19 protein-coding genes and 1 riboswitch are annotated in these 21879 nt (G+C 69.1%); of the genes, 15 read left to right on the top strand and 4 right to left on the bottom strand.

The genetic code is table 11. The annotated features are described in order from the left end of the window. Window positions 1-23: 23 nt before the first annotated feature. The 4 genes from glpD to WS45_RS22330 all read left to right on the top strand — a co-directional run bounded on the left by glpD (window position 24) and on the right by WS45_RS22330 (window position 4912). Entirely contained in the window at window positions 24-1547 is a 1524-nt protein-coding gene (glpD, locus tag WS45_RS22345; protein ID WP_059701732.1) for a glycerol-3-phosphate dehydrogenase, read from the top strand. Window positions 1548-1652: 105 nt separating this feature from the next. After that, window positions 1653-3155 (top strand): glycerol kinase GlpK, encoded by a 1503-nt coding sequence (glpK, locus tag WS45_RS22340; protein ID WP_059465737.1) that lies wholly within the window; start codon window positions 1653-1655, stop codon window positions 3153-3155. Window positions 3156-3251: 96 nt separating this feature from the next. After that, window positions 3252-3968 (top strand): MIP/aquaporin family protein, encoded by a 717-nt coding sequence (locus WS45_RS22335; RefSeq protein ID WP_059528107.1) that lies wholly within the window; start codon window positions 3252-3254, stop codon window positions 3966-3968. Window positions 3969-4225: 257 nt separating this feature from the next. Continuing rightward, complete coding sequence (locus tag WS45_RS22330; RefSeq protein ID WP_059528111.1) at window positions 4226-4912, top strand: HAD family hydrolase; 687 nt, start codon at window positions 4226-4228, stop codon at window positions 4910-4912. Window positions 4913-5002: 90 nt separating this feature from the next. Here WS45_RS22330 and ribB read toward each other — a convergent pair whose 3' ends face one another. From ribB to WS45_RS22315, 3 genes are all read right to left on the bottom strand, one after another. Then, window positions 5003-5713: a 3,4-dihydroxy-2-butanone-4-phosphate synthase gene (gene ribB / locus WS45_RS22325; protein ID WP_059690639.1), complete on the bottom strand. Its 711-nt coding sequence runs from the start codon at window positions 5711-5713 to the stop codon at window positions 5003-5005. 118 nt (window positions 5714-5831) lie between these two features. Then, window positions 5832-5980: riboswitch (FMN riboswitch) on the bottom strand. Window positions 5981-6162: 182 nt separating this feature from the next. After that, window positions 6163-6846, bottom strand: coding sequence for a helix-turn-helix domain-containing protein (locus tag WS45_RS22320; RefSeq protein ID WP_059465738.1), 684 nt, complete (start codon window positions 6844-6846; stop codon window positions 6163-6165). A 212-nt stretch (window positions 6847-7058) separates the two neighbouring features. Then, entirely contained in the window at window positions 7059-8234 is a 1176-nt protein-coding gene (locus WS45_RS22315) for an MFS transporter (protein ID WP_059528334.1), read from the bottom strand. Between WS45_RS22315 and WS45_RS35735 the strand changes: the two genes are divergently transcribed. The 9 genes from WS45_RS35735 to lnt all read left to right on the top strand — a co-directional run bounded on the left by WS45_RS35735 (window position 8167) and on the right by lnt (window position 16729). Further along, window positions 8167-8352, top strand: a complete 186-nt coding sequence (locus WS45_RS35735) for a hypothetical protein (RefSeq protein WP_162499717.1) — start codon at window positions 8167-8169, stop codon at window positions 8350-8352. The two genes, WS45_RS22315 and WS45_RS35735, sit on opposite strands and share 68 nt — an antisense overlap. Before the next feature lie 29 nt (window positions 8353-8381). Continuing rightward, window positions 8382-9314 carry a LysR family transcriptional regulator gene (locus tag WS45_RS22310; protein WP_059528117.1) on the top strand — a complete coding sequence of 311 codons (933 nt, stop codon included), beginning with the start codon at window positions 8382-8384 and terminating at the stop codon, window positions 9312-9314. A gap of 256 nt (window positions 9315-9570) precedes the next feature. Further along, window positions 9571-10944: a tRNA (N6-isopentenyl adenosine(37)-C2)-methylthiotransferase MiaB gene (gene miaB / locus WS45_RS22305; protein ID WP_059528119.1), complete on the top strand. Its 1374-nt coding sequence runs from the start codon at window positions 9571-9573 to the stop codon at window positions 10942-10944. Between the two features lie 33 nt (window positions 10945-10977). Next, window positions 10978-12024 (top strand): PhoH family protein, encoded by a 1047-nt coding sequence (locus tag WS45_RS22300; RefSeq protein ID WP_059528122.1) that lies wholly within the window; start codon window positions 10978-10980, stop codon window positions 12022-12024. Window positions 12025-12176: 152 nt separating this feature from the next. After that, window positions 12177-12962: an rRNA maturation RNase YbeY gene (gene ybeY / locus WS45_RS22295; RefSeq protein ID WP_059528125.1), complete on the top strand. Its 786-nt coding sequence runs from the start codon at window positions 12177-12179 to the stop codon at window positions 12960-12962. A 13-nt stretch (window positions 12963-12975) separates the two neighbouring features. Next, window positions 12976-13608, top strand: a complete 633-nt coding sequence (locus WS45_RS22290) for a gamma-glutamylcyclotransferase (protein WP_059701730.1) — start codon at window positions 12976-12978, stop codon at window positions 13606-13608. A gap of 53 nt (window positions 13609-13661) precedes the next feature. Continuing rightward, window positions 13662-13811: a hypothetical protein gene (locus WS45_RS35730; RefSeq protein ID WP_179949148.1), complete on the top strand. Its 150-nt coding sequence runs from the start codon at window positions 13662-13664 to the stop codon at window positions 13809-13811. Between the two features lie 286 nt (window positions 13812-14097). After that, window positions 14098-14985: an HlyC/CorC family transporter gene (locus WS45_RS22285; protein WP_059447841.1), complete on the top strand. Its 888-nt coding sequence runs from the start codon at window positions 14098-14100 to the stop codon at window positions 14983-14985. Between the two features lie 52 nt (window positions 14986-15037). Further along, complete coding sequence (lnt, locus tag WS45_RS22280; RefSeq protein WP_059690640.1) at window positions 15038-16729, top strand: apolipoprotein N-acyltransferase; 1692 nt, start codon at window positions 15038-15040, stop codon at window positions 16727-16729. A gap of 37 nt (window positions 16730-16766) precedes the next feature. Here the strand turns inward: lnt and WS45_RS22275 are convergent, their stop codons facing one another. Continuing rightward, window positions 16767-18404 carry a hypothetical protein gene (locus WS45_RS22275; RefSeq protein WP_059701728.1) on the bottom strand — a complete coding sequence of 546 codons (1638 nt, stop codon included), beginning with the start codon at window positions 18402-18404 and terminating at the stop codon, window positions 16767-16769. A gap of 345 nt (window positions 18405-18749) precedes the next feature. Here WS45_RS22275 and glyQ point away from each other — a divergent pair, with 345 nt between their 5' ends. Together glyQ and glyS are read left to right on the top strand one after the other, a co-directional pair. Next, window positions 18750-19754, top strand: a complete 1005-nt coding sequence (gene glyQ, locus WS45_RS22270) for a glycine--tRNA ligase subunit alpha (protein ID WP_080294533.1) — start codon at window positions 18750-18752, stop codon at window positions 19752-19754. 22 nt (window positions 19755-19776) lie between these two features. Further along, window positions 19777-21876: a glycine--tRNA ligase subunit beta gene (gene glyS, locus WS45_RS22265; protein WP_059701726.1), complete on the top strand. Its 2100-nt coding sequence runs from the start codon at window positions 19777-19779 to the stop codon at window positions 21874-21876. Window positions 21877-21879 lie beyond the last annotated feature (3 nt).

Genomic DNA, 21879 nt, shown 5'->3' with positions numbered 1-21879 from the left:
CCATCAGACGATAAGGACAGCAGGTGACCCAACCGAATCGCTACGATCTGCTCGTCGTCGGCGGCGGCATCAACGGCGCGGGCATCGCGCGCGATGCGGCCGGCCGCGGCCTGTCGGTGCTGCTCTGCGAGCAGGACGACCTCGCGTCGCACACGTCGTCGTCCAGCACGAAGCTGATTCACGGCGGCCTGCGCTACCTCGAATACAACGAATTCGGCCTCGTCCGCAAAGCGCTGCAGGAGCGTGAAACGCTGCTGCGCGCGGCGCCGCACATCATGTGGCCGCTGCGCTTCGTGATGCCGCACATGCCGAACCTGCGGCCGGCCTGGCTGATCCGCATCGGCCTGTTCCTCTACGATCACCTCGCGAAACGCGAACTGCTGCCCGGCTCGCGCGGCATCGACATGCGCCGCCATGCGGCCGGCGCACCGCTGATCGACTCGATCAAGCGCGGCTTCGTCTATTCGGACGGCTGGGTCGACGACGCGCGCCTCGTCGTGCTGAACGCGCTCGATGCGAAGGAGCGCGGCGCCGAGATCCTCACGCGCACGAAACTCGTGTCGGCGGAACGCCGCGGCGACGAATGGGAAGCTCGGCTGCGGCACGCGGACGGCTCGATCCGCGTCGTGCACGCGCGCGCGGTCGCGAACGCGGCCGGCCCGTGGGTCGGGGAAGTGCTGCACGGCGCGCTCGGCCGCGGCGCGCAACACAGCGTGCGGCTGGTGAAAGGCAGCCACATCATCACGCGCCGGCTGTTCGATCACGATCACGCGTACATCTTCCAGAACCCGGACAAGCGGATCATCTTCGCGATTCCGTACGAGCACGACTTCACGCTGATCGGCACGACCGACGTCGAATACACGAACGATCCCGCGAAGGTCGCGATCGATCGCGACGAGACGCAGTATCTGTGCGATTCGATCAACCGCTACTTCAAGCGCAAGATCTCGCCCGCCGACGTGCACTGGACCTATTCGGGCGTGCGCCCGCTGCTCGAGGACGAAAACGCGGCGAACGCGTCGGCCGTCACGCGCGACTACCGCCTCGAGATGGACGACGGCGCCGGCGCGCCGCTGCTGTCGGTGTTCGGCGGCAAGATCACGACCTTCCGCAAGCTCGCGGAAGAAGCCGGCGACCTGCTGTGCAGCGCGCTCGGCCGCGAGGCGAAAACCTGGACGGCCGGCGCGCCGCTGCCCGGCGGCGACATCGCGAACGCGAAGTTCGACGTGTTCGCCGACGCGTTCGCGAAGCGCCATCCGTGGCTGCCCGCCGCGCTCGCGCGCCGCTACGCGCGCGCGTACGGCACGCGCGCGGAACGCGTGGTCGACGGCGCGACGTCGCTCGCCGACCTCGGCGCCGAAATCGCGCCGGGCCTCCACGACGCCGAACTGCGCTACCTGCGCGACGTCGAATGGGCGACCTGCGCGCAGGACGTGCTGTGGCGCCGCTCGAAGCTCGGCCTGCACGTCACGCCAGGCACGCTCGACGCGGTGACGGCCGCGGTCGACGCGTGGTTCGCCGCCGTGCACGCGCCGCACGCGTGATGCGTTTGCAGTTGCAATTGTCTGACCGACGTTGATTCACCGACGCGCCGCGTAACATGCGGCGCGCATCACAACTACGCCAATCCACGGATGGAGATGAGAGACATGCAGGATCAGTACATCCTCGCGCTTGACCAGGGCACGACGAGCTCCCGCGCGATGCTGTTCGATCGCCAGGGCAACATCGTATCGATCGCCCAGAAGGAATTCGAACAGATCTACCCGCAACCCGGCTGGGTCGAGCACGACCCGCAGGAAATCTGGTCGACGCAAGCCGGCGTCGCCGCCGAAGCGGTCACGCGCACGGGCCTGAACGGCACGTCGATCGCCGCGATCGGCATCACCAACCAGCGCGAGACGACGATCGTCTGGGATCGCGAGACGGGCCAGCCCGTCTACAACGCGATCGTGTGGCAGGACCGCCGCACCGCCGACTTCTGCGATTCGCTGAAGAAGCAGGGCCTCGAAGCGAAGGTGCGCGCGAAGACCGGCCTGCCGATCGACTCGTACTTCTCCGCGACCAAGATCCGCTGGATCCTCGACAACGTGCCGGGCGCGCGCGACAAGGCGCGCCAGGGCAAGCTCGCCTTCGGCACCGTCGACAGCTGGCTCGTGTGGAACTTCACGAAGCACGAACTGCACGTGACCGACGTGACCAACGCGTCGCGCACGATGCTGTTCAACATCCACACGCGCGAGTGGGACAGCGAGCTGCTCGAGCTGCTCGACATCCCGCGCAGCATGCTGCCGGAAGTGAAGGCGTCGTCGGAAATCTACGGCCATACGAAGACCACGGTGTTCGCGTCGAAGATCCCGCTCGCGGGCATCGCCGGCGACCAGCACGCCGCGCTGTTCGGCCAGATGTGCACGACGTCGGGCATGGTGAAGAACACCTACGGCACCGGCTGCTTCCTGATGATGAACACCGGCGACAAGCCGATCGAGTCGAAGAACAACCTCGTCACGACGATCGCCTGGCAGATCGGCGACGACGTGCAGTACGCGCTCGAAGGCAGCATCTTCATCGCGGGCGCGGTCGTGCAGTGGCTGCGCGACGGCGTCGGCATCATCAAGACGGCCGCCGAGATCGAAGCGCTCGCCGCGAGCGTGCCGCATACCGACGGCGTCTATCTCGTGCCGGCGTTCGCGGGCCTCGGCGCGCCGCACTGGAATGCGCGGGCGCGCGGTTCGGTGTTCGGCGTCACGCGCGGCACGACGTCCGCGCACCTCGCGCGCGCGGCGCTCGACGCGATCGCTTACCAGTCGCTCGACGTGCTGGCCGCGATGGAAGCCGACTCCGGCATCAGCATCGGCGAGCTGCGCGTCGACGGTGGCGCGAGCGCGAACAATCTGCTGATGCAGTTCCAGGCCGACCTGCTCGGCGTCGACGCGGTGCGTCCGCAGATCACCGAGACGACCGCGCTCGGCGCGGCCTACCTCGCGGGCCTCGCGATCGGCTACTGGAAGAACCTCGACGAAGTGCGCAGCCAGTGGCAGCTCGATCGCCGCTTCTCGCCGTCGATGCCGAAGGAGCAGGTCGAGCGCTGCATGGCCGGCTGGCAACGCGCGGTGCGCGCCGCCAAGGCGTGGGCCGACGACACGCAGTAACCCGCAGCAGCCGGAACCGGAAGCAATCCGAACGAAATAAAACAACACCGGCGGACCGCGCGGCGCGCGAGTCCGCCGTCATCTACGAGAGACAACATGTCACCTTACATTGCGGAATTCATCGGCACGGCGATCCTCGTGCTGCTCGGCAACGGCGCGGTCGCCAACGTGCTGCTTGCGAAGACCAAGGGCAAAGGCGCGGACCTCATCGTGATCGTCATGGGCTGGGCGATGGCGGTGTTCGTCGCCGTCTACGTGACCGCGTCGTTCAGCGGCGCGCACCTGAACCCGATCGTCACGATCAGCCTCGCGCTCGCGGGCAAGTTCGCGTGGTCGAAGGTCGGCGGCTACATCCTCGCGCAGATGCTCGGCGGGATGGCCGGCGCGCTGCTCGTGTGGCTCGCGTATCGCCAGCACTTCGCGAAGGAAGCCGATGCGGACCTGAAGCTCGCGGTGTTCTGCACGGCGCCCGCCATCCGCAGCACCACGCACAACGTGCTGACCGAAGCGATCTGCACGTTCGTGCTGATCCTCGGCGTGCTGTACCTCGCGTCGCCGCAGGTCGGCCTCGGCGCGCTCGACGCGCTGCCCGTCGGCCTGCTCGTGCTCGGCATCGGCATCTCGCTCGGCGGCCCGACCGGCTATGCGATGAGCCCGGCGCGCGACCTGTCGCCGCGCATCATGCACGCGCTGCTGCCGATTCCCGGCAAGCGCGACAGCGACTGGCGCTATGCGTGGGTGCCGGTGATCGGCCCGCTGCTCGGCGGCGCCGCGGCGGCCGGCCTGTATCTGCGTCTGCACGCGATGGCCTGATCGCGGTTTCGATCGAGCTCGAGCCTGGGCGCGCGGCAGCGGTTGCCGCGCGCTTCCGCCCTCCCCTTTCGTCACACGAGCGACGACGCGCCGGCCTCGCTCACGCCGACCGAGGCCGCGACGGCGCGTCGGCGCGCCGGCCAACGGAGGGCGTAGCCGGGACCGGACGCAGGCGCCAAGCGGTTCGCGGCGGACCTTCGAAAGCACGTATCATGGCGGGATGCTCGGCGTCGCCGACACCCCGCTTCTTCACCACCATGCTCGATCACCTTATCTGCGACTGCGACGGCGTCCTCGTCGACAGCGAAGTCATTGCCGACCGCGTGCTGTTCGACACGCTGTCCGCCACCTTCCCTCACCTCGATTTCGAAGAGGCCGCGAAGTCCGCCTTCGGCCAGCAGACGTCGCGCTTTCTCGCCGGGCTCGAAGCGCATTTCGGCATCCGGATGCCCGACAACTTCATCGAGACCGTCGAGCGCAACATCGAGACCGGTCTCGCACAATCGCTCGCGCCGATCACCGGCGTGCGCGACGCGCTGCTGAAGGTCGGCCTGCCGGCCGCGGTGGTATCGAACAGCCGGCTCGTGCGCGTGCGCAGCTCTCTGAAGCGCGCCTCGCTCACCGAAATCTTCGGCGATCGCGTGTTCAGCTCCGAGCAGGTCGCACGGCCGAAGCCCTACCCCGACGTGTACCTGCACGCCGCGCGGACGCTCGGCGTCGCGCCGGCGCGCTGCGTCGTCGTCGAGGACAGCGTGTCGGGCCTGAACGCCGCGCGCGCGGCGGGCATGAAGACGATCGCGTTCGTCGGCGCGAGCCACATCCCCGACAACTACGCGGACGCGCTGCGCGCGATGGGCATCACGCGGATCATGCGCAGGATGGATGAACTGCCGGCGCTCGTCGCGGCCGGCCTGCGCGGCGAATTCGGCGACGTGCAGTCCTGACGGACGGCCGCGCCGGATCGCCATGACCGGCGTGCGGCTCGATGCGCACGCCGTCCCGCGGGCGCATCGGCGCGCCCGCCACACCTGCCGTCAGGCCGGCTCGCAGCAGCGCTCGCGCACGGCCGCCAGCGCCTCGCGGAATTCGACGAGCTCCGCGATCGTCAGCATCGGCAACCCGTGCTGCCGCGCGAAACGCTCGACGTCGTCGCCGCGCGTCATCGTGCCGTCCGGATTCATCAGCTCGCACAGCACGCCCGCCGGCTTCAGGCCGGCGAGGATCGACAGATCGACCGTCCCTTCGGTGTGACCGCGGCGCGCCAGCACGCCGCCGGGTTGCGCACGCAACGGAAACACGTGGCCGGGGCGCACGATGTCGTACGGCTTCGCATCGTCGGCGATCGCCGCGCGGATCGTCGTCACGCGGTCGGCCGCGGACACGCCGGTGTGCACGCCTTCGCGCGCCTCGATCGACACGGTGAACGCGGTGCCGTTGCGGCTCTCGTTGGTCTGCACCATCGGCGGCAGCTCGAGCGCGCGGACCTTGTCGTCGGTCAGGCACAGGCACACGATGCCGCTGCACTCGCGGATCAGGAGCGCCATCGTCTCGGGCGTGATGCGCTCGGCGGCGACGATCAGGTCGGCCTCGTTTTCACGGTCGTGATCGTCCTGCAACACGACCGCGCGGCCCGCGCGCAACGCGTCGAGCGCGGCGGCGATGCGCGGCGGCACCGGTTCGGAATCGAGCAACGGGAGATCGGCAAAGGCGTCGGCGGGTGCCGACGAAACGGACATGAAGGACATGTGAAACGCTCCTCGCAATTACGATTTGGGCGAAAAACGTTTCAGGGCATTGCAAACAGACAGAACGACAACCCGCTTCGCACGCATGGCAAAGCGGCCCTGACGGACATGACTATCTGCACATCTTCTCTCATCCGGACTATGACCGTCGGCTCTGGCATTCGACCAGATCTGCTGACCCCGCGCGGATGCGCGGGCGCTCGCGGGCTCGCCGGCTTTCGCCAGCCTACCGCCGGTGGGGAATTTCGCCCCGCCCTGAAGACGCACTGATTACCGGCCGGGGTCTACCCCGGAACCGGCGGGCCAAGCATACATCAGCCGCGCGCACCGCGCAGCGAACCACACCTGAAACCTTACCGACGACTCCGTCTAACGGCATCGTCCGAACGGCCGGCACCCGGCCTGCGCGCCGTCCCGAACGGAACCGGCGCCGGCCCGGCGACCCGCGCTCAGCCGGCCGCGTGCGCGGCGTCGGGCACGAGCCAGCGCGGCGGCACCTCCGGGCTCACCGTCACGCGGAACGCGCGCGCCTCGCTGTCGCCGGGATTGCGCAGGCTGTACGGCTGGTCGGCGTCGAACACGATTGCATCGCCGGTCGCGAGCAGCTGGCGCCGATCGTGCACGCTGACTTCGAGCGTGCCTTCGCTGACGACCAGGTTGACCGTCGTGCCGGGCGCGCGGCGCGTGCCGGGTTCCGTGTGCAGCGGCGCGATCCGCAACTCGTGGAATTCGGCCGCGGCCGGCTCGCCTTCCGGATACAGCGCGCGCGCCGAGAAGCGGCCGTTCGAACTGACGACGCGCGCCGCGCGCTCGGCCGCCAGGTGCTCGAAGCCGTTCACCGCGTGGCGACGCAGGAATGCGGCCACCGATACCTTCAGCGCCGCGGCGATCTTGCAGAGCACCTTGATCGACGGCACGCTGCGCGCGGATTCGATCTGCGCGAGCATCGCGCGCGACACGCCGGACAGCCGCGCGAGCGCATCGAGCGACAACTGCCGCTCGGCGCGCAAGCGCGCGAGATTCACGCCGACGACCTGCTCGAGGACGTCGAGCGACGCGGACGTCCGCGCGTCGGCGGCATTGCCGGACTCGAAGGAAGACACGTCGCGCACCAGCGCCAGGGGTGAAGACATAGCATGGCCTCCGGGCCGCCGCGCGGCCCTGCGAATGGGGTAAGCCGGAATCGGGTTGCGCCACGAACGGCGCGTATCGAGACGCTATCACCCGGCCCCGCCCCGGCAAACGAAGTTATCTTCACACCGTTATCAGCATCGCGGAGGAATGCGTTTCTCGCGAACCTTTTCCTGTCGCCATAGCGCCGGCACACCACCGCCCGGTGCACCGCTCAATGCGCGGCCGGTGCCGCGCCGCGCGCCGGGGCACGCGCATCGAGCCGCATCGCGAACCACGTGACGACGAGCGCCGCGAACGTCACCGCGACGGCGACCCACGGCAACGCATCGAGCGCGAAGCCGTGCCCCAGCGCGAGGCCGCCGAGCCACGCGCCGCCCGCGTTGCCGACGTTGAACGCGCCGATGTTCAGCGTCGACGCGAGATGCGGCGCGCTCGCGGCCTTTTCGACCACGCGCGCCTGCAGCGGCGGCACCGTCGCGAACGCGGCGATCCCCCAGACGAATACGGTCACCGCGGCCGCGACCGGCAGATGGCTCGTCTTCGCGAACACGGCCATCACGGCCATCAGCGCGACCAGAATCGCGATCAGCGACGGCATCAGCGCGCGGTCGGCGAGCCTGCCGCCGAGCGTGTTGCCGACCGTCAGCCCCGCGCCGAACAGCACGAGGATCAGCGCGACCGCACGCGGCGAAAAACCGGTGACGGTTTCGAGGATCGGCGCGATGTACGTGAACACGACGAACACGCCGCCGAAACCGAGCACGGTCATCAGGAGCGCGAGCCAGACCTGCGGTTCCTTGAGCACCCGCACTTCGCGGCCGAGGCCGACGGGCCCGCTGTCGTGGCGGTTCGGCACCAGCAGCGCGACGCCGCCGAGCGACAGCACGCCGAGCGCGGCGACGATCCAGAACGACGCGCGCCAGCCGAGCAGCTGGCCGACGAACGTGCCGAACGGCACGCCGAGCACGTTCGACAGCGTGAGGCCCGTGAACATCAGCGCGATCGCGCTCGCGCGCTTGTCGGCCGGCACGAGCGACGCGGCCACCACCGCGCCGATCCCGAAGAACGAGCCGTGCGCGAACGACGTGACGACACGTGCGACCATCAGCATCGCGTAGCCGGACGCGGTCGCGCACAGCACGTTGCCGACGATGAAGATCGCCATCAGCAGCTGCAGCGCGGCCTTGCGCGGCATGCGGCTCGTCAGCACCGCGAGCAGCGGCGCGCCGACCGCGACGCCGAGCGCGTAGCCCGTGACCAGCAGGCCGGCCGACGGCAGCGACACGGCGAGGTCGTGCGCGACTTCGGGCAGGAGTCCCATGATGATGAATTCGGTGGTGCCGATGGCGAAGGCGCTGATCGCGAGCGCCAGTAATGGAATGGGCATGACGTTCTCCGAAAAAGCGGCGGACGCGGCATCCGGTCCGTACCGCACCGCACAAGAAGCGGGATGTGCGCGCATTGTCCCGAATACGCCCATCTTTGATAATTGGCGCGGCATTTGAACCATTTTCAAAAAATTCTGGAAAATCCGATGGATCGACTGGGCGACATCCGGCTGTTCGTCGAGGCGGCGGAACTGGGCAGCCTGTCCGCGGCCGGGCGCAAGCTGAACCTCACGCCGGCCGCCGCGAGCGCGCGCCTCGCGAAGCTCGAGGCGAAGGTCGCGACGCGGCTGTTCGAGCGCTCGACGCGGCAGCTGCGCCTCACCGACGAAGGCCGGCTCTACCTGAACTGCTGCCGGCAGGCGCTGCAGGCGCTCGACGACGCGCACGCGCTGCTGCAGGAGGGCCGCAACGTGGTGGCCGGCAAGGTGCGGCTGTCGTCGACGTCCGATTTCGGCCGCAACCAGCTGCTCGACTGGCTCGACGAATTCACCACGCTGCATCCGGGCGTCACCTTCTCGCTGACGGCGTCCGATTCGTCGTCGAACCTGTGGCAGGACGAGATCGACCTCGCGATCCGCTTCGCCGCCCCGCCCGACGGCGCGCTGATCGCACGCCGGCTCGCCGCGAACCGGCGCGTGCTGTGCGCGGCGCCGTCGTTCGTCGAGCGCCACGGCGTGCCGGCCGATCCGCACGATCTGGCTCGTTTTCCCTGCAACGTGATCACGATCGCGTCGGGCCCGATGAACACGTGGCGCTTCACGCGCGGCGACGAGGTGCAGACCCATACGGTGCAGGTCTCGACCGCGTTCGAGACCAACGACGGCGGCCTCACCCGCGAATGGACGCTGCGCGGCCACGGCATCGCGCTGAAGTCGCTGTGGGACATCGCCGACGACGTGCGCGCCGGCCGGCTGCGCGTGCTGCTGCCCGACTGGCGGCACCAGGACGCGCCGCTGCACGCGCTCTATCACGGCAAGCGCTACATGGCGCCGCGCGTGCGCGTGCTGCTCGACTTCCTCGCCGAGCGCTTCGCGCGTGAGGAAGCGGCGCTCGACGACCTGCTGAACGCGTGCCGCTGACGCTTGCCGCGCCGCCATATCGGGGTCGGAGCGCCCCGGCGGCGTCGCGCGGCCGCAACCCGCCGCCCGCCCGCGACGGCGCGTAAAGCTATAATGGAAAGCTTTCCCGACGGCTTTTCACGCATTCGCGAGGTTTCGCGACATGCTCGCTCGACGCGCGCCGCGCGCCCCGGTCCGCCACGCGGCACCGGCAGCAGCCGTCCCGATTCACCCTTGACGACGCCCCCAGGTCAACCACTGCGAACGGCGAATCCCCATGACCAAGAAAGTTTACGTAAAGACCTTCGGCTGCCAGATGAACGAGTACGACTCGGACAAGATGGTGGACGTGCTCAATGCGGCCGAAGGCCTCGAAAAGACCGATACCCCGGAAGACGCGGACATCATCCTGTTCAACACGTGCTCGGTGCGTGAGAAGGCGCAGGAAAAGGTGTTCTCCGACCTCGGCCGCGTGCGCGAGCTGAAGGAAGCGAAGCCGGGCCTGCTGATCGGCGTCGGCGGCTGCGTCGCCAGCCAGGAAGGCGCGTCGATCGTGTCGCGCGCGCCGTACGTCGACCTCGTGTTCGGCCCGCAGACCTTGCACCGCCTGCCGCAGATGATCGACGCGCGCCGTGAAAGCGGCCGCGCGCAGGTCGACATCACGTTCCCCGAGATCGAGAAGTTCGACCACCTGCCGCCCGCGCGCGTCGAGGGGCCGAGCGCGTTCGTGTCGATCATGGAAGGCTGCTCGAAGTACTGCAGCTACTGCGTCGTGCCGTACACGCGCGGCGACGAAGTGTCGCGTCCGCTCGACGACGTGCTGACCGAAGTGGCCGGCCTCGCCGACCAGGGCGTGCGCGAAGTCACGCTGCTCGGCCAGAACGTGAACGCGTATCGCGGCGCGCTGACGGCCGGTTCGACCGAAATCGCCGATTTCGCGACGCTGATCGAATACGTCGCCGACATCCCCGGCATCGAGCGGATCCGCTACACGACGTCGCATCCGAAGGAATTCACGCAGCGCCTGATCGACACCTACGCCAAGGTGCCGAAGCTCGTGAGCCACCTGCACCTGCCCGTCCAGCACGGCTCCGACCGCATCCTGATGGCGATGAAGCGCGGCTACACCGTGCTCGAATACAAGTCGGTGATCCGCAAGCTGCGCGCGATCCGCCCGGACCTGTCGCTGTCGACCGACATGATCGTCGGCTTCCCCGGCGAGACCGAGGAGGATTTCGACAAGATGATGGCGCTCGTGCACGAGATGAGCTACGACACCAGCTTCTCGTTCATCTACAGCCCGCGCCCCGGCACGCCGGCCGCGAACCTGCACGACGACACGCCGCGCGAGGTCAAGCTCAAACGCCTGCAACATCTGCAGGCGACCATCGAGGAAAACGTCGCGCGCATCAGCCAGTCGATGGTCGGGAAGGTCGAGCGGATCCTCGTCGAGGGTCCGTCGCGCAAGGACCCGAACGAACTGTCGGGCCGCACCGAGAACAACCGGGTCGTGAATTTCCCGGCGCCGCTCGCATCGCACCCGCGCCTGATCGGCCAGATGATCGACGTGAAGATCAACCATGCGTACCCGCACTCGCTGCGCGGCGAGCTGCTGCTCGTGAGCGACGACGCGAGCGCGGCCACCCACTGACCGACTGACGTTCAACAGGAGCCCGACGCTACTTTGAAGACCGTCCAAGCACTGGAATTCACCGCGCCGCGCGACGACAACGCGCGCCTCGCCAACCTCTGCGGCCCGCTCGACGAGAACCTGCGGCAGATCGAACAGGCGCTCGACGTCACGCTCGCGCGGCGCGGCCACCGGATCACGATCCGCGGGCGCGGCGCGAAGCTCGCGCTCGCGGCGCTCGAGAACTTCTACAACCGCGCGCGCGATCCGCTGTCGGTCGACGATATCCAGCTCGCGCTGGTCGAAGTGCGCCACACGTCCGGCAACGGCCGTCAGGACACGATCGACGTGCGCTTTCGCGGCGACCCCGACCATCCGTTCGACGAGCCCGTCGTGCAGCTCGACGCGGACCTGCCGGACGAAGAACCCGCGCCGAAGCTCTATACGCGGCGCGCCGACCTGCGCGGCCGCACGCCCGCGCAGCGCGAATACCTGAAGCAGATCCTGTCGCACGACGTGACGTTCGGCATCGGGCCGGCCGGCACCGGCAAGACCTACCTCGCGGTCGCGTGCGCGGTCGACGCGCTGGAGCGCGACCAGGTCAAGCGGATCGTGCTGACGCGCCCGGCCGTCGAGGCCGGCGAGCGGCTCGGCTTCCTGCCGGGCGATCTCGCGCAGAAGGTCGACCCGTACCTGCGGCCGCTGTACGACGCGCTGTACGACCTGCTCGGCTTCGACAAGACCGCGAAGATGTTCGAGCGCCAGATGATCGAGATCGCGCCGCTCGCATATATGCGCGGCCGCACGCTGAACCACGCGTTCATCATCCTCGACGAGGCGCAGAACACGACGCCCGAGCAGATGAAGATGTTCCTCACGCGGATCGGCTTCGGCTCGAAGGCCGTCGTCACCGGCGACACGAGCCAGGTCGACCTGCCGCGCGGGCACAAGAGCGGCCTCGTCGAGGCGCAGCAGGTGCTCGGCGGCGTGCGCGGCATCGCGCTCACGCGCTTCACGAGCGCGGACGTCGTGCGGCATCCGCTCGTCGCCCGCATCGTCGAGGCGTACGACGACTTCCACGCGCAGCACCGCGACGCGTAACGAACCGGCGGCGCCCGCGCGCCGCACCGGCCGACGGCCCGGCCCGCCCGACGGCGCGCCGGGCCTTTTTTCGCTTGCGCGCGGCCGGTTCGAATTCGGGAGCGATCGGCCGTTTGGTGTATCCTCAACGCGTTCCAATCGCCGCACCCGTCATGAAATCTTCCCGTTCTCGCAAGTCCGGGCGCGACCAGTCCGCCGCGCCCGATTTCCCCCGTCTCTCGCTGTTCGATGCGAAGGGCAAGGCCCGGACCGTCAGCGCGCAAGGGCTTCGAATCGACTTCCCCGACGGCCGCAGCCTGATGTTCGACCTGTCCGGCAGTTCGGGCGAGGCCGCCGTCGCGATCGTCGCGCAGCACAACGATCCGGCGATGCGCGCGAAGCTCGCGCTGCAGCCCGAGCACTACGACAGCGTGACGCTGCACGTGGGTGCCGAACCCGCGCCGCTCGACGAGGAACTCGCGGAAATGGCGAACGAGGTGCGCGAGCTGGAGCTCGACCTGTCCGTGCAGTACGGTGACGAAATCACCGGCGACATCCGCAAGACGCTTCCCAAGCGCAAGCTGATCGCCGAATGGATCGAACCGGCGCTGTTCGCGAGCGCGCAGCTCACCGTGCGCTTCGTCGGCGAGGAAGAAGGCCGCACGCTGAACGCCGGCTACCGCCACAAGGACTACCCGACCAACGTGCTGACCTTCGCGTACGACCCGGCGCCCGACGGCACCGTGATCGGCGACCTCGTGCTGTGCTGCCCGGTCGTCGAGAAGGAAGCGCACGACCAGGGCAAGCCGCTCGCGGCCCACTACGCGCACCTGCTGGTGCACGGCGCGCTGCACGCGCAGGGCTACGATCACGAGACGAGCGACGAGGACGCCGCCGAAATGGAAGCGCTCGAGGTCGACATCCTCGCGAAACTGGGCTTTCCGAACCCGTACCAGTAAAGTCGTCCGCACCATGCACCACGCCGCGATGCTGCCGCCCGCCTACCCGCCGTCGATCGGCGAGGGACGGCTGCTGACGGAAGACGAGCTCGCCGCGTCGCTCGCGCACACGATGCGCGACTGGGACGGCCGGCAGGATCTCTGGCTGTTCGGCTATGGCTCGCTGATCTGGAACCCCGGGCTGCCGACCGTCGCCGCCGTGCGCGGCAAGGTGCACGGCTATCATCGCGGGCTCTACCTGTGGTCGCGCGTGAACCGCGGCACGCCCGAACGGCCGGGCCTCGTGCTCGCGCTCGACCGCGGCGGCTCGTGCTCGGGCATCGCATTCCGGCTCGCGGGCCCGACCGCGCAGCCGCATCTCGAGACGTTGTGGAAACGCGAAATGCCGATGGGGTCGTACCGGCCCGCGTGGCTGCCGTGCTCGCTCGAGACCGGCGAACGCGTGAACGCACTCGCGTTCGTGATGCGCCGCGACGTACCCACTTACACCGGCAAGCTGAGCGACCCCGTCGTCAAGGAAGTATTCAGCTGCGCGGCCGGCCGCTACGGCACGACGCTCGACTACGTGAGCCGCACGGTGGACGCGCTGCGCGCGAGCGGCATCCCCGATCGCGCGCTGGAAGGACTGCTCGCGCGATGCCGGTAAGGCTCGACCAGCCGGCCCGCACCGCTCGTGCACGCGAAGGAGGCCCCGCGCCCATGAAACCGTCACGCAAATCGCGCATCACGCTGGCCGCGCTGCTCGTCGCCGCGAGCGTCGCGCTCTCCGGCTGCGGCATCCTCGGCTGCGGCGGCGCCGCGACCAACGGCGCGGCTGCCGGTGGCTGCTCTGCCGGCATGCGCTTCTGAGGGTCCGAACGTCGGCCCGGCGTGTCCCGCACGCGGCGAAATGCCGCTGACGCCGGCAACCCGGCCGGTCGCCCCCGCTTTTTTGCCGCCGCTGCCCCGCCGCGCCTTTCTGAGATAGGATGGAGACGAAGGACGGCGCCGCGCCCGGCGCGGCCGTTCCCGAGCGGGGCTCGCGCGCACCGCATGCCCTGGCCGGACGGCCGGTGTGACACGGCCGCGCCATGCCCTTGGTGTATCCTTGCCTACTCCGTGACCGCGCGCCCCGGCATGACCCGGGCGCACCACCATGAACGATTCGTATCCCAGTCGTAAGCTCACCGACAAACCGCAAGAAAAGCGCTCGCTGCTCGAGCGCCTGACCGACTTCATCTCGCCCGAGCCGGAATCCCGGACCGAGCTGCTGGAAATCCTCCAGGACGCCCACGAACGCAACCTGATCGACGCCGATTCGCTGTCGATGATCGAAGGCGTGTTCCAGGTGTCCGACCTGTGCGCCCGCGACATCATGGTGCCGCGCGCGCAGATGGACGCGATCAACATCGCCGACAAGCCCGAAGACTTCATCCCGTTCGTCCTCGAGAAGGCGCACTCGCGCTACCCCGTGTACGAGGAGAACCGCGACAACGTCATCGGCGTGCTGCTCGCGAAGGACCTGCTGCGCTTCTATGCCGAAGAGGAATTCGACGTGCGCGGGATGCTGCGTCCCGCCGTGTTCATTCCCGAATCGAAGCGCCTGAACGTGCTGCTGCACGACTTCCGCGTGAACCGCAACCACCTCGCGATCGTCGTCGACGAATACGGCGGCGTCGCGGGCCTGATCACGATCGAGGACGTGCTCGAACAGATCGTCGGCGACATCGAGGACGAATACGACTTCGACGAGGAAGCCGGCAACATCATCTCGGGGCCGGACGGCCGCTACCGCGTGCGCGCCCTCACCGAGATCGAACAGTTCAACGAAACGTTCGGCACCGACTTCCCCGACGACGAGGTCGACACGATCGGCGGGCTGATCACCCATCACTTCGGCCGCGTGCCGCACCGCGGCGAGAAGCTGCAGCTCGGCAACCTCGTGTTCGAGATCCAGCGCGGCGATGCGCGCCAGGTCCACGTGCTGCTGGTGCGCCGCAACCCGCTCGCGAGCCGCCGCGCCGAAACCTCGCACGAGGACTGACCGTCTCGCGCCGGCCGCGTCTCCTTCAACCGCTCGCCCTTTTTCGCTTCACATGGACGATCCGATCCCGTCCCGCCCGGCTGGCGGCCTTTTTGCGCCGGCCCCCGGCCGCACGCTGCCGCGCTGGCACTATCCGGCCGCACTGCTCGCCGGCGCGGCCAATACGCTCAGCTTCGCACCGACCCCGCACGGCGGCTGGCTGCAGCTCGCCGTATTCGTCTGGTTTTTCGCGCAGCTGACGCGCACGTCGAGCTGGCGCGGCGCCGCGCTCACCGGCGGCGCGTTCGGCTTCGGCAACTTCATCAGCGGCATCTGGTGGCTGTACATCAGCATGCACGTGTACGGCGAAATGGCCGCGCCGCTCGCGGGCGGCGCGCTGGTGCTGTTCTCGCTCTACCTGTCGCTGTACCCGGCGTTCTCGGCGGGGCTCTGGTCGTTCTGCGCGGGCCATGCGTGGCATCGCCGCGAACCCGATCCGCGGCCGTTCTCGCCGACCTGGCACGGCGCGTTCGCCTTCGCGAGCGCATGGGCGCTCGGCGAATGGCTGCGCGGCACCGTGTTTACCGGCTTTCCGTGGCTCGCGAGCGGCTATCCGCAGGTCGACGGCCCGTTCGCGGGCTTCGCACCGGTCGTCGGCGTGTACGGGATCGCGTGGGTGCTCGCGCTGTTCGCCGCGCTGGTCGTGCAGGCGCTCGTCGCCGCGCGCCGGTCGCCCGCATCCGAATCCGGCGGCGCCGGCAATGCGCGCGTGCGCGTCGTCGCGCCGGCCGGCATCGCCGTCGCGCTCGTCGCGGCCGGCATCGGGCTGTCGCAGGCCACGTGGACCGTGCCCGCGAACGCGCCGCTCACGGTGCGGCTGCTGCAGGGCAACGTGAAGCAGGACATCAAGTTCGAGCAGGAAGGCATCGACGCGGCGATCAAGATGTACACGCAGATGATCGTCGAGAAGCCGGCCGACCTGATCGTCACGCCGGAGACCGCGATCGCGGTGATGATCCAGGAGCTGCCCGAGCCGTTCGCCGTCGCGATCCGCAAGTTCAGCGACACGACGGGCTCGGCCGTGCTGTTCGGCGCGGTCGGCGCGTCGGTGACGCCGGACGGTCATTACGTCGACTACACGAACAGCCTGTACGGCGTGACGCCGCATTCGCGCGACATCTATCACTACGACAAGCACCATCTCGTGCCCTTCGGCGAATTCATTCCGTGGGGCTTCCGTTGGTTCGTCGACCTGATGAAGATGCCGCTCGGCGACTTCGCGCGCGGCGCGCCGGTGCAGAAGCCGTTCCTCGTGCACAACCAGCCGGTGATGGCCGACATCTGCTACGAGGACTTGTTCGGCGAGGAAATCGCCGCGACGATCCGCGACAACCCGCAACCGCCCGGCGTGCTCGTCAACGTGACGAACCTCGCGTGGTTCGGCGACACGATCGCGCTCGACCAGCATCTGCAGATCGCGCGGATGCGCGCGCTCGAAACGGGGCGGCCGATGCTGCGCTCCACCAACACGGGGATGACGGCCGCGATCGACGCGCGCGGCCGCGTGCTCGGCCAGTTGAAGCCGTTCACGATCGGCTCGCTCGACGTGCGCATCGAAGGCACGAGCGGCTTCACGCCTTACGTGACGAGCGGCAACAACATCGTGCTCGCGGTGTCGCTGGTGCTGCTCGCGTTCGGCTTCACGTTCGGGCCGGGCCTGCGCCGCCGCAACGGCGCGAAGGCCGGCGACGACCGCAACGCCTGACGCATCGGGCGGCCGTCGCACGCGGGGCGGCGGCCGCTCAGCCGCTCCGCTTCGCGTCCGCGGCCAGGCCGCGCAGATCCCGCCCGAGCGTTTCCATCACCGGCGCCCATGCGCCGAACGTCGGCTGGCGGTATAGCGTCGCGGTCGGATACCACGGGCTGTCGGTGCGCTCGAGCAGCCACGGCCAGTGCGGATTCACGTCGAGCAGCACCCAGGTGCGCGCGCCGAGCGCACCCGACAAGTGCGCGACCGACGTGCACACCGTGATCACCAGATCCAGCGCGCCGATGAACGCGGCCGTATCGTCGAAACTCTTCAGTTCGGCGGTGAAGTCCTCGATCGCGAAACCGGCCGCGCGCGCCGCGGCGACATCCGCGTCCGCTCCCGGCTGCAGCGAATGGAACGCGACGCCGTCGATACCGCGAAACGCATCGGCATAGCGTTCGAGCCCGACGCGCCGGAACGGATTGCGCTGGTGCCCCGCGCTACCCGTCCACACGAGCCCGACCTTCAGCCGGCCGTCGCCCGCGAGCCGCGCCCGCCATGCGTCGCGCGCGTGCGGATCGGCATGCAGGTACGGCACCGACGCGCCGAGCGTCGACGTCTCCATCCCGAGCATCAGCGGCAGGCCGATGAGCGGCACTTCGTAGTCGAAGGCAGGCAGCTCGTCGACGCCGCCGCCCGCGCTGAATGCGTCCGCATGCGAGCCGAGGCTGCGCCGCATCAACGTGCCCACTTGCGGAAACGTGTTCCACGCGAGCCGGCCGCCCTCGCGGTGCACGCGCTCCGCGAGCGGCGCGACGAAGCGCGCGAACTGCAGCACGTCGCCGAGCCCCTGCTCGCCCCAGACGAGCAGCGTCTTGCCCGCGAGCGGCTCGCCCTGCCAGCGCGGGCCGGGCAGCGCCGGCCGGCGGCCGCGCAGCTCGCCGGCGCCGTCCCAGCGTGCCTCGTGGCCGCGCCAGCCGGCCGCGTAGTTGCTGCGCACGAGCTGGATGATCGCGAAGTTGAAACGGAACGACGCGTCGTCGGGCGCCAGCTCGCACGCGCGCGCCGCGTAGCGCTCGGCGTCGTCCCAGCGCTGCGCCTCCTTCATCGCCATCGCGATGTTGTTCAGCGCGAGCGCATTGTCGGGCGCGATCTCCGCAAGCCGCGCCGCACCGGCGAGCGCGCCGTCGAGGTCGAGCGTCGCGAGCCGCGCGACGATCAGGTTGATCCACGCCTGCACGTCGTGCGGGTCGGCTTCCACGGCTGCGTCGAGCAGCGCGATTTCCTCGCGGCGGTCGCCGCCCGACAGCCGCAGCGCGATCGCCAGGTTGTTGCGCAGCGACGGCCAGCGCGGATCGAGCGCATAGGCGGCGCGGTACGGCGCGACGGCCTCCGCGTGACGGCCGAGCATCTGCAGTGCGTAGCCGTGATTGAAACGGGCACCGGCGTCCGGATGAATGCGCACCGCGCACTCGGCCAGCGCGAGCGCGTCGGCCGTGCGCTGCCGTGCGACGAGCGTCACGGTGAGCTGCGAGAGCGCAGCCGTGTCGACAGCATGCAAATGGCCGGCGGCGGCGAGCCAGAGTGCGTGCGCGCCGTGCTCGCCGCGCGCTTGCGCGTCGGCGGCCTGCCCGAGCAGCGCGAGCAGCGGCGGCATCAGCGGAATGAGGAGGTCGTTCGAATCGTCCATGCGGTCCGGAGTGGAAAATCGGTCGCGCGGCAGGCGTCGCGCGCACTTCGATACGCGCATCTTAACGCCCGCGCAAGGCGGCGCGGCAGGCGGTGCCACAAGCGCATCGAGACGCCGCTGCCACGAGCGCACCGCGCATACCGGCAACCCGCGCACAGGCTGCGCACGGCTCGCCGAAACACCGCCGGCAGCCCCTTCGTCCGCGTTCCGGCCGCATCCGCCCGCCGATCCGGTAAAATTGCACGTTTCAGCACACTAACAAGCCGCGCCGCCGCGCGAGCCGACCCTCCGGGCCCCGCCCGGAGCGCCGCCCGCAACGGAGCGCCAGCGCCACGAAGGCTCTTCATGCTTACGTTTCAGCAAATCATCCTGACGCTGCAGTCCTACTGGGACAAGCAGGGTTGCGCCCTGCTCCAGCCCATCGACATGGAAGTCGGCGCGGGCACGTCGCACGTTCACACGTTCCTGCGCGCGGTCGGCCCCGAGCCGTGGCGCGCCGCCTACGTGCAGCCATCGCGCCGCCCGAAGGACGGCCGCTACGGCGAGAACCCGAACCGCCTGCAGCATTACTACCAGTACCAGGTCGTGCTCAAGCCGGCGCCGGAAAACATCCTCGACCTGTACCTCGGCTCGCTGGAAGCGCTCGGCTTCGACCTGAAGCAGAACGACGTGCGCTTCGTCGAGGACGACTGGGAGAACCCGACGCTCGGCGCGTGGGGCCTCGGCTGGGAAGTGTGGCTGAACGGGATGGAAGTCACGCAGTTCACGTATTTCCAGCAGGTCGGCGGCCTCGACTGCAAGCCGGTGCTCGGCGAGATCACCTACGGCCTCGAGCGCCTCGCGATGTACCTGCAGAAGGTCGAGAACGTGTACGACCTCGTGTGGACCGAGTGGGAAGAGCAGGGCCCGAACGGCCCCGAGCTGCGCCGCCTGTCGTACGGCGACGTCTACCACCAGAACGAGGTCGAGCAGTCGACCTACAACTTCGAGCACGCGAACGTTGACCTGCTGTTCACGTTCTTCAACAGCTACGAAGCGGAAGCGAAGAAGATGATCGACGCGCAGCTCGCGCTGCCCGCGTACGAACTCGTGCTGAAGGCCGGCCACACGTTCAACCTGCTCGACGCGCGCGGCGCGATCTCGGTGACGGAACGTGCGGCGTACATCGGCCGCATCCGCGCGCTGTCGCGTCTCGTCGCGCAGGCTTACTACGACTCGCGCGAGAAGCTCGGCTTCCCGATGCTCGGCAACCCGCCGGGCGTGCCGGGCCTCACCACCGACGCCCAGGACGCCGCCCAGCCGGCATGGGCGCCGCCGCTCAAGGTCGAACGCAAGATCGATCAGGACTGACGAGACGAGATTTATTCCAGACATGACGCACAATCATCCCGCCCCCCTGCTCGTCGAACTGCTGACCGAAGAGCTGCCGCCGAAGGCCCTCGCGCGCCTCGGCGACGCATTCGCCGAAGGTCTCGCGCAACGCCTCGCGGCGCGCGACCTCGTCGAAGGCGACCTCGTATTCGAACGCTACGCCACGCCGCGCCGCCTCGCGGTCGTCGTGCAGAACGTGCGCGCCGTCGCGCCTGAAAAGCAGGTCCGCGAAAAGGTCCTGCCCGTGTCGGTCGCGCTCGACGCCGAAGGCAAGCCGACCGCCCCGCTCGCGAAGAAGCTCGCGGCGCTCGGCCATCCGAACCTGTCGATCGCCGATCTCGAGCGCGCGCAGGACGGCAAGGCCGAAGCGTTCTTCGTCAACTACTCGGCCGCCGGCGTGACGCTCGCCGACGGGTTGCAGGCCGCGCTCGACGAAACGCTCGAGAAGCTGCCGATCCCGAAGGTCATGACCTACCAGCGCCCGGACGGCTCCGACGTGAAGTTCGTGCGCCCGGTGCACCGCCTGACCGTGCTGCACGACGATCGGATCGTGCCCGTCACGGCGTTCGGCGTCGATGCCGGCGACACCACGCTCGGCCACCGCTTCCTGTCCGACGGCCTCGTCGCGATCCAGCACGCACGCGCGTATGCCGACACGCTGCGCGACAAGGGCCGCGTGATCGCGCACTTCGCCGATCGCCGCGAAACGATCCGCACGCAGCTGAACGAGCACGCGAACGGCGACACCGTCGTGATGCCCGAATCGCTGCTCGACGAAGTGACGTCGCTGGTCGAATGGCCGGTCGTCTATCCGTGCCGCTTCGAGGACGAATTCCTGCAGGTTCCGCAGGAATGCCTGATCCTCACGATGCAGACCAACCAGAAGTATTTCGCGCTGACCGACATCGCCGGCAAGCTGCGCTCGCGCTTCCTGATCGTGTCGAACATCGAGACGAAGACGCCGGGCGAGATCGTCGAGGGCAACGAGCGCGTCGTGCGCCCGCGCCTCGCCGACGCGAAGTTCTTCTTCGAGCAGGACAAGAAGAAGCCGCTCGCCGACCGCGTGCCGCTGCTCGCGAACGTCGTCTATCACAACAAGCTCGGTTCGGCGCTCGCGCGCGTCGAGCGCCTCGAAGCGCTGGCCGGCGAGATCGCGCCCGCGATCGGCGCCGACGCCGCGCACGCGAAGCGCGCCGCGCGCCTCGCGAAGGCCGACCTGCTGACCGACATGGTCGGCGAGTTCCCGGAACTGCAGGGCACGATGGGCACGTACTACGCGCGCCACGACGGTGAACCCGACGACGTCGCGCTCGCCTGCGCCGAGCACTACCAGCCGCGCTTCTCCGGCGACGCGCTGCCGACCACGCCGGTGTCCACCGCCGTCGCGCTGGCCGACAAGCTCGAGACGATCGTCGGCATCTGGGGCATCGGCCTCGCGCCGACCGGCGAGAAGGATCCGTTCGCGCTGCGCCGCCACGCGCTCGGCGTGCTGCGCCTGCTGGTCGAGAAGCAGTTGCCGCTCGATCTCGTGTCGCTGCTGCGCACGGCCCACGCACGCTTCGAAGGCGTGCCGGGCGTCGCGGAATCGACCGACGCGATCTTCGCGTTCTTCATGGACCGCCTGCGCGGCCTGCTGCGCGAGCGCGGCTACACGGCCGGCGAAGTCGACGCGGTGCTGAGCCTGAACCCGACGCGCGTCGACGATCTCGTCGCGCGCCTCGACGCGGTGCGCGAATTCACGCGCCTCGCGGAAGCCGAAGCGCTCGCGGCCGCGAACAAGCGGATCTCGAACATCCTGAAGAAGTCGGAAGGCGGCGCGAACGGTGCGGTGCAGCCGACGCTGCTCGTCGAGGCCGCCGAAAAGGCGCTGCACGAACAGCTCGCGGCCGTGACGCCGCACGTGCAGTCGCAGCTCGAGGCGCGCGCGTACACGGGCGCGCTGTCGGCGCTCGCCGCGCTGCGCGCGCCGGTCGACACGTTCTTCAACGACGTGATGGTCAACGCCGAGGACCCCGCGCTGCGCGCGAACCGTCTCGCGCTGCTGTCCGCGCTGCATCAGCAGATGAATTGCGTCGCCGACATCTCGAAGCTCGCCGCATAAGGG

Source organism: Burkholderia sp. RF2-non_BP3 (assembly GCF_001522185.1).
Lineage (GTDB): Bacteria > Pseudomonadota > Gammaproteobacteria > Burkholderiales > Burkholderiaceae > Burkholderia > Burkholderia diffusa.
Note: the sequence above shows the minus strand (reverse complement) of the source record. Positions and strands in the feature narration are given on the sequence as shown.

Bases quoted from the DNA above. Each gene is read 5' to 3' on its own strand.
- lnt (WP_059690640.1), top strand. From the start codon at position 15,038: ATGGACGATCCGATCCCGTCCCGCCCGGCTGGCGGCCTTTTTGCGCCG.
- ybeY (WP_059528125.1), top strand. From the start codon at position 12,177: ATGAAATCTTCCCGTTCTCGCAAGTCCGGGCGCGACCAGTCCGCCGCG.
- WS45_RS22330 (WP_059528111.1), top strand. From the start codon at position 4,226: ATGCTCGATCACCTTATCTGCGACTGCGACGGCGTCCTCGTCGACAGC.
- WS45_RS22290 (WP_059701730.1), top strand. From the start codon at position 12,976: ATGCACCACGCCGCGATGCTGCCGCCCGCCTACCCGCCGTCGATCGGC.
- glyS (WP_059701726.1), top strand. From the start codon at position 19,777: ATGACGCACAATCATCCCGCCCCCCTGCTCGTCGAACTGCTGACCGAA.
- glpK (WP_059465737.1), top strand. From the start codon at position 1,653: ATGCAGGATCAGTACATCCTCGCGCTTGACCAGGGCACGACGAGCTCC.
- WS45_RS35730 (WP_179949148.1), top strand. From the start codon at position 13,662: ATGAAACCGTCACGCAAATCGCGCATCACGCTGGCCGCGCTGCTCGTC.
- miaB (WP_059528119.1), top strand. From the start codon at position 9,571: ATGACCAAGAAAGTTTACGTAAAGACCTTCGGCTGCCAGATGAACGAG.
- WS45_RS22335 (WP_059528107.1), top strand. From the start codon at position 3,252: ATGTCACCTTACATTGCGGAATTCATCGGCACGGCGATCCTCGTGCTG.
- WS45_RS35735 (WP_162499717.1), top strand. From the start codon at position 8,167: ATGATGATGAATTCGGTGGTGCCGATGGCGAAGGCGCTGATCGCGAGC.
- glyQ (WP_080294533.1), top strand. From the start codon at position 18,750: ATGCTTACGTTTCAGCAAATCATCCTGACGCTGCAGTCCTACTGGGAC.
- WS45_RS22320 (WP_059465738.1), bottom strand. From the start codon at position 6,846: ATGTCTTCACCCCTGGCGCTGGTGCGCGACGTGTCTTCCTTCGAGTCC.
- WS45_RS22315 (WP_059528334.1), bottom strand. From the start codon at position 8,234: ATGCCCATTCCATTACTGGCGCTCGCGATCAGCGCCTTCGCCATCGGC.
- ribB (WP_059690639.1), bottom strand. From the start codon at position 5,713: ATGTCCTTCATGTCCGTTTCGTCGGCACCCGCCGACGCCTTTGCCGAT.
- WS45_RS22285 (WP_059447841.1), top strand. From the start codon at position 14,098: ATGAACGATTCGTATCCCAGTCGTAAGCTCACCGACAAACCGCAAGAA.
- WS45_RS22310 (WP_059528117.1), top strand. From the start codon at position 8,382: ATGGATCGACTGGGCGACATCCGGCTGTTCGTCGAGGCGGCGGAACTG.
- WS45_RS22275 (WP_059701728.1), bottom strand. From the start codon at position 18,404: ATGGACGATTCGAACGACCTCCTCATTCCGCTGATGCCGCCGCTGCTC.